This is a genomic window from Mesorhizobium sp. M7A.F.Ca.CA.002.04.1.1 (assembly GCF_004022805.1).
In the GTDB taxonomy this organism is placed as follows: domain Bacteria; phylum Pseudomonadota; class Alphaproteobacteria; order Rhizobiales; family Rhizobiaceae; genus Mesorhizobium; species Mesorhizobium ciceri.
In genome coordinates this window covers 1-4,153 of record NZ_RZPL01000529.1, presented here as the reverse complement: position 1 = coordinate 4,153, position 4,153 = coordinate 1, and the positions used below count along the sequence as shown (strand labels likewise).

General features: G+C 60.9%; 6 protein-coding genes and 1 pseudogene. 1 reads left to right on the top strand and 6 read right to left on the bottom strand.

The annotated features are described in order from the left end of the window. The 6 genes and pseudogenes from ENZ75_RS23445 to ENZ75_RS23420 form a co-directional block, all read right to left on the bottom strand. Window positions 1-706 (bottom strand): annotated as a pseudogene (locus ENZ75_RS23445) (excinuclease ABC subunit A); the annotation flags it as partial. A gap of 692 nt (window positions 707-1,398) precedes the next feature. Continuing rightward, entirely contained in the window at window positions 1,399-1,695 is a 297-nt protein-coding gene (locus ENZ75_RS23440; protein ID WP_063167933.1) for a hypothetical protein, read from the bottom strand. Between the two features lie 88 nt (window positions 1,696-1,783). Further along, entirely contained in the window at window positions 1,784-2,389 is a 606-nt protein-coding gene (locus tag ENZ75_RS23435; protein ID WP_063167934.1) for an ATP-dependent Clp protease proteolytic subunit, read from the bottom strand. A 20-nt stretch (window positions 2,390-2,409) separates the two neighbouring features. Beyond that, window positions 2,410-2,901 (bottom strand): SRPBCC domain-containing protein, encoded by a 492-nt coding sequence (locus ENZ75_RS23430; RefSeq protein WP_063167935.1) that lies wholly within the window; start codon window positions 2,899-2,901, stop codon window positions 2,410-2,412. Beyond that, on the bottom strand, window positions 2,898-3,212 hold the full coding sequence (locus tag ENZ75_RS23425) for a metalloregulator ArsR/SmtB family transcription factor (RefSeq protein ID WP_013531836.1): 315 nt from the start codon (window positions 3,210-3,212) through the stop codon (window positions 2,898-2,900). Before ENZ75_RS23425 ends, ENZ75_RS23430 begins: the two co-directional genes overlap by 4 nt. 44 nt (window positions 3,213-3,256) lie before the next feature. Beyond that, window positions 3,257-3,676 (bottom strand): cupin domain-containing protein, encoded by a 420-nt coding sequence (locus tag ENZ75_RS23420; protein WP_013531835.1) that lies wholly within the window; start codon window positions 3,674-3,676, stop codon window positions 3,257-3,259. A gap of 183 nt (window positions 3,677-3,859) precedes the next feature. Here ENZ75_RS23420 and ssb point away from each other — a divergent pair. After that, on the top strand, window positions 3,860-4,153 hold a 294-nt coding region (ssb, locus tag ENZ75_RS23415), incomplete at its 3' end, for a single-stranded DNA-binding protein (RefSeq protein ID WP_128278343.1).

Genomic DNA, 4,153 nt, shown 5'->3' with positions numbered 1-4,153 from the left:
CCGCCAGCCCATCGGCCAGCTGCAGCGCCGTTTCGATGGAATCGGCAAGCCGCGTCGCGAGATCGTCGCGCACGACGATGCGGTCGACGACGACATCGAGGTCATGCTTGTACTTCTTGTCCAGCGCCGGCACGTCGGCGATCTCATAGAAGACGCCGTCGACCTTGACGCGCTGAAAGCCCTTCTTCTGCAGTTCCAGCAACTCCTTGCGGTACTCGCCTTTGCGGCCGCGCACCATCGGCGCCAGAATGAACAGGCGCGTGCCTTCCTCGATCGCCAGCACGCGGTCGACCATCTGCGAAACCGTCTGGCTCTCGATCGGCAGGCCGGTGGCCGGCGAATAGGGGATGCCGACGCGCGCAAAAAGCAGGCGCATATAGTCGTAGATCTCGGTGACGGTGCCGACCGTCGAACGCGGGTTCTTCGATGTGGTCTTCTGCTCGATGGAAATGGCAGGCGACAGGCCGTCGATCTGGTCGACGTCAGGCTTCTGCATCATTTCGAGGAATTGCCGCGCGTAGGCCGACAGGCTTTCGACGTAGCGGCGCTGGCCCTCGGCATAGATCGTGTCGAAGGCAAGCGATGACTTGCCGGACCCCGACAGGCCGGTCATGACAATCAGGCTGTCACGCGGCAGGTCGAGATCGACATTCTTCAGATTGTGTTCGCGCGCCCCGCGAATGGAAAGATATTTATGGTCGGCCATAGCCGGTCGCCGCCTCAGAATCTGGAATTTCCTGGAATGGCGGGTTTTCCCGGCCATCCCCTATGTAGGTAGTTTTGCCGCCACGTCGAGAGACGCCACAATTCCCGACAAAAGCGTTTAAGCGTCTTTCGCGTGAACGGGCAAGCGGAAAGAACAAAGGCCGAACACGCTCCTGACAAAGCTGTGCAAAAACTGACTTGTACGTAACCTCCCGGCGATCACGTTTTTCGGTAACCGGCTATTGATGGTTGACGCGGGCAACCCAGGAGCGCAGTCTCCGGAAGTCAACGAAGCCGGCCGTCTTTCGATGGCCTCGCCGCCCAAAGGCGGCCTGCGAGACGCCGCAGGCATTTGCGATTTGTGCTTCGAATTGACAACAATCGCAACGGACAGAGGAGCGGAGCTATGACGCCACCGGATCGTCCCCTAGGGTTCCAGTTGTCACTGGAGCCGCGGCAGGCATAAGTGCCAGGGTTTAGCGTCTGCGCCACCCGGCAAACCGTGACCTGCCATATCCCCTAAAAATCAGAGACTGCTAGTCGGATCGTCGGCCGAACGCCGCGGTGCATCCGAAATCAAACGCCGGCAGTACACTCCCGGCAAAGTTGGATTTGAGATCCAGAAGGCCCCGTCCGTTTGCCCAAGGCACGGCGGGGCCGTTTTATGTGGGGAACGCTCATTTCCGCGCGCACTCAGTGACGCGGCGGCCCGATCGAGTCGGCGCCGACATCGACGGTGATGCTGCCGGAAATCCTGACATCCGTATCGCCGATCTTGAATGTGCCGTTCTCGCCGGCCGGCAGCGCATCGTCCGGCTCGGGAGCCGGCTTGGCGATGCGGTAGTCGCCGGTCACGCCGGGCAGGGCGCTTTTTTGCGTCGACGGCGAACTGTCCTCTGCAAGAGCCGCGCCACTCACGAGACTGGCAAAAGCGAGCACCACGACGGCGATGACGGGGCGCAGTGGTCTGGAAGGATGAGTGTCGGTCATCCCAGGACTATAGTGGCGCGCCGCCGATGGAACCAGACCGGCATCGTCAAATCTTCGGCAGCCGGCCGGACTCCGCTCCGGCCCTGGCTTACGCCGCCTTTTTGCGCGTGTCGAAAACATGGTCGACGATGCCCCATGCCTGCGCCTCGCGGGCGGTCATGAAGTGGTCGCGGTCCAGCGTGCGCTCGACCTCTTCATAGGTACGGCCGCAATGCTGCGCGTAGAGCTCGGCCATGTGCCGTTTCGTCCTGCCGATGCGCTCGGCATGGCGCTGGATGTCGGAGGCCTGGCCCTGGAACCCGCCCAGCGGCTGATGCAGCAGGATGGTGGCGTTCGGCAGGGAAATCCGGCGCCCCGGTGTGCCTGCCATCAGCAGGAACGAGCCCATCGATGCCGCAAAGCCCATGCATACGGTCGACACCGGGCAGCTGATATATTGCATCGTGTCGTAGATGGCGAAACCACTGGTCACTACGCCGCCCGGCGAGTTGATGTAGAGCGAGATCTCCTTGTCGGGATTGTCCGATTCCAGCGACAAAAGCTGCGCGCAGACCAGCGCCGAGATGTCGTCGTTGATCTCGCCGTTGATGAAGATGATGCGCTCGCGCAGCAGCCGCGAAAAGATGTCGAAGGCGCGTTCGCCGCGGCTCGATTGCTCGATGACCATCGGCACCAGACTGGCAACACCGCTCATTTTTCTTCTCCGATTTTCTATTATGCCGCGCGCAGAAGGCGCGGTGCGTTCGCGGCGATGGGCTTTCCAATTGCGCGCAAACCGAGCGAAAGACGGCAGCCGGCGCCTGCCATGGCGATGGCCGGCATGGCCTTGCGGGCAAAACCGTCGTGGACGATGCGCAGATGCGTGCCGCCGGAAGCGGTGCGGGCAAGCGTGAAGGTGACGGTACTGTCGAGCGGATCCTGCCTGGCTGCGTCGCCCGGCTGCTCCCGCCAGGAATAGCGCAGCAACTTCTCGGGTTCGGCGTCGAGGATTTCGCATTCGATCGGCGCGCCCGTCCCGGCGAAGGCAAAACGGTTGCCGATCTCGGGTCTCATGTCGTTGGGCATCATCCAGGCGGCGAGCAATTCCGGTACGGTCAGGGCCCGCCAGACCTTTTCCGGCGGCTCGGCAAGGTCGTACTCGAACTCGAGCGCATCCGGAGAGACTTCGCGATGGCTTTCGTCGGCCATTGATCCCCTGTCGTTCATTGATCCATGTCCTTCAAAACCGCCTTCAGCCTTTCGATGCGTTCCGGCCAGAAAGTCCGGTAGCGTTCGATCCAGGAGAGCAAGGGAGCGAGCCCCTGCGGATCGGCGCGGTAATAGGCGTTGCGGCCGGCTCGCCGCTCGACCACCAGGCCTGCGCCACGCAGGACGGCCAAATGCTGCGACACCGCGGGCTGCGACACCGTCATACCGGTGCGCAATTCCGACACGCTCATCTCGCCTGCGGCTAGCCGCTCAAAGACGGCGCGGCGCGTCGGGTCGGCCAGTGCGCGAAAAATCTCTGCTTCGATCATGTCAAAAGCATAAGTGAATACTTATTGATTTGGCAAGCACTGTTTTACGAGATTGTCGGAAGCCAGCGTCTCACCATTCCGGCAGGCCCATCGAACGTCGCCTCGAAAATCGGCGACGCAAGGACGGCGTGGATGTGAAGCGTTCCAGTGCCGGCGTTCTTGAACCCGTGTTTCCTGTTCGCGGGGACAACGAGAGACTGGCCCGATGTCACGACTGTATGCTCATCGTCGATCCACATCTCAGCCCTACCGGCGATAACGGTCAGCACTTCCTCCACGGGATGCCAATGCGTTGGGGCGCCGACCGTGGGCTCGACCCATTGCTCGAATATGCAAAGTTGCGATGCACCATTGCTGGCCGACACATGCATGCGTGTTTCCACACCTGCTCGCCATTGCTCGCGCTGCTGGTCCTCATGTGCGACAGACTTCATTTGATCGCCCCCGGTCAGATCCGATTTCATGGAAATTTCCGGCCGGGACACTACATCTTGCTGACAAACATTGACAGAACGTCATCTGCACCATAGAACGAACAGGGAACAAAAACCTTGTGGGTAAAGGCAGCCACGGCAAGCGGCTGACGCCTGCAGCCTGTAAGGTGCTGCGACAAAAAAATTTGTTTCGGATGAGCGCGGAGAAATATCATGGCGGGTAGCGTCAACAAGGTCATTTTGGTCGGCAACCTCGGCGCGGATCCCGAAATCCGTCGCCTCAACTCGGGCGAGCCGGTCGTCAACATTCGCATTGCGACGTCGGAAAGCTGGCGTGACAAGAATTCCGGCGAGCGCAAGGAAAAGACCGAATGGCACAACGTCGTCATCTTCAATGAGGGCATCGCCAAGGTGGCGGAGCAGTATTTGAAGAAGGGCATGAAGGTCTATGTAGAGGGCCAGCTGCAGACGCGCAAATGGCAGGACCAGACCGGCGCCGACAAGTAC

Bases quoted from the DNA above. Each gene is read 5' to 3' on its own strand.
- ENZ75_RS23440 (WP_063167933.1), bottom strand. From the start codon at position 1,695: ATGACCGACACTCATCCTTCCAGACCACTGCGCCCCGTCATCGCCGTC.
- ENZ75_RS23435 (WP_063167934.1), bottom strand. From the start codon at position 2,389: ATGAGCGGTGTTGCCAGTCTGGTGCCGATGGTCATCGAGCAATCGAGC.
- ENZ75_RS23430 (WP_063167935.1), bottom strand. From the start codon at position 2,901: ATGAACGACAGGGGATCAATGGCCGACGAAAGCCATCGCGAAGTCTCT.
- ENZ75_RS23425 (WP_013531836.1), bottom strand. From the start codon at position 3,212: ATGATCGAAGCAGAGATTTTTCGCGCACTGGCCGACCCGACGCGCCGC.
- ENZ75_RS23420 (WP_013531835.1), bottom strand. From the start codon at position 3,676: ATGAAATCGGATCTGACCGGGGGCGATCAAATGAAGTCTGTCGCACAT.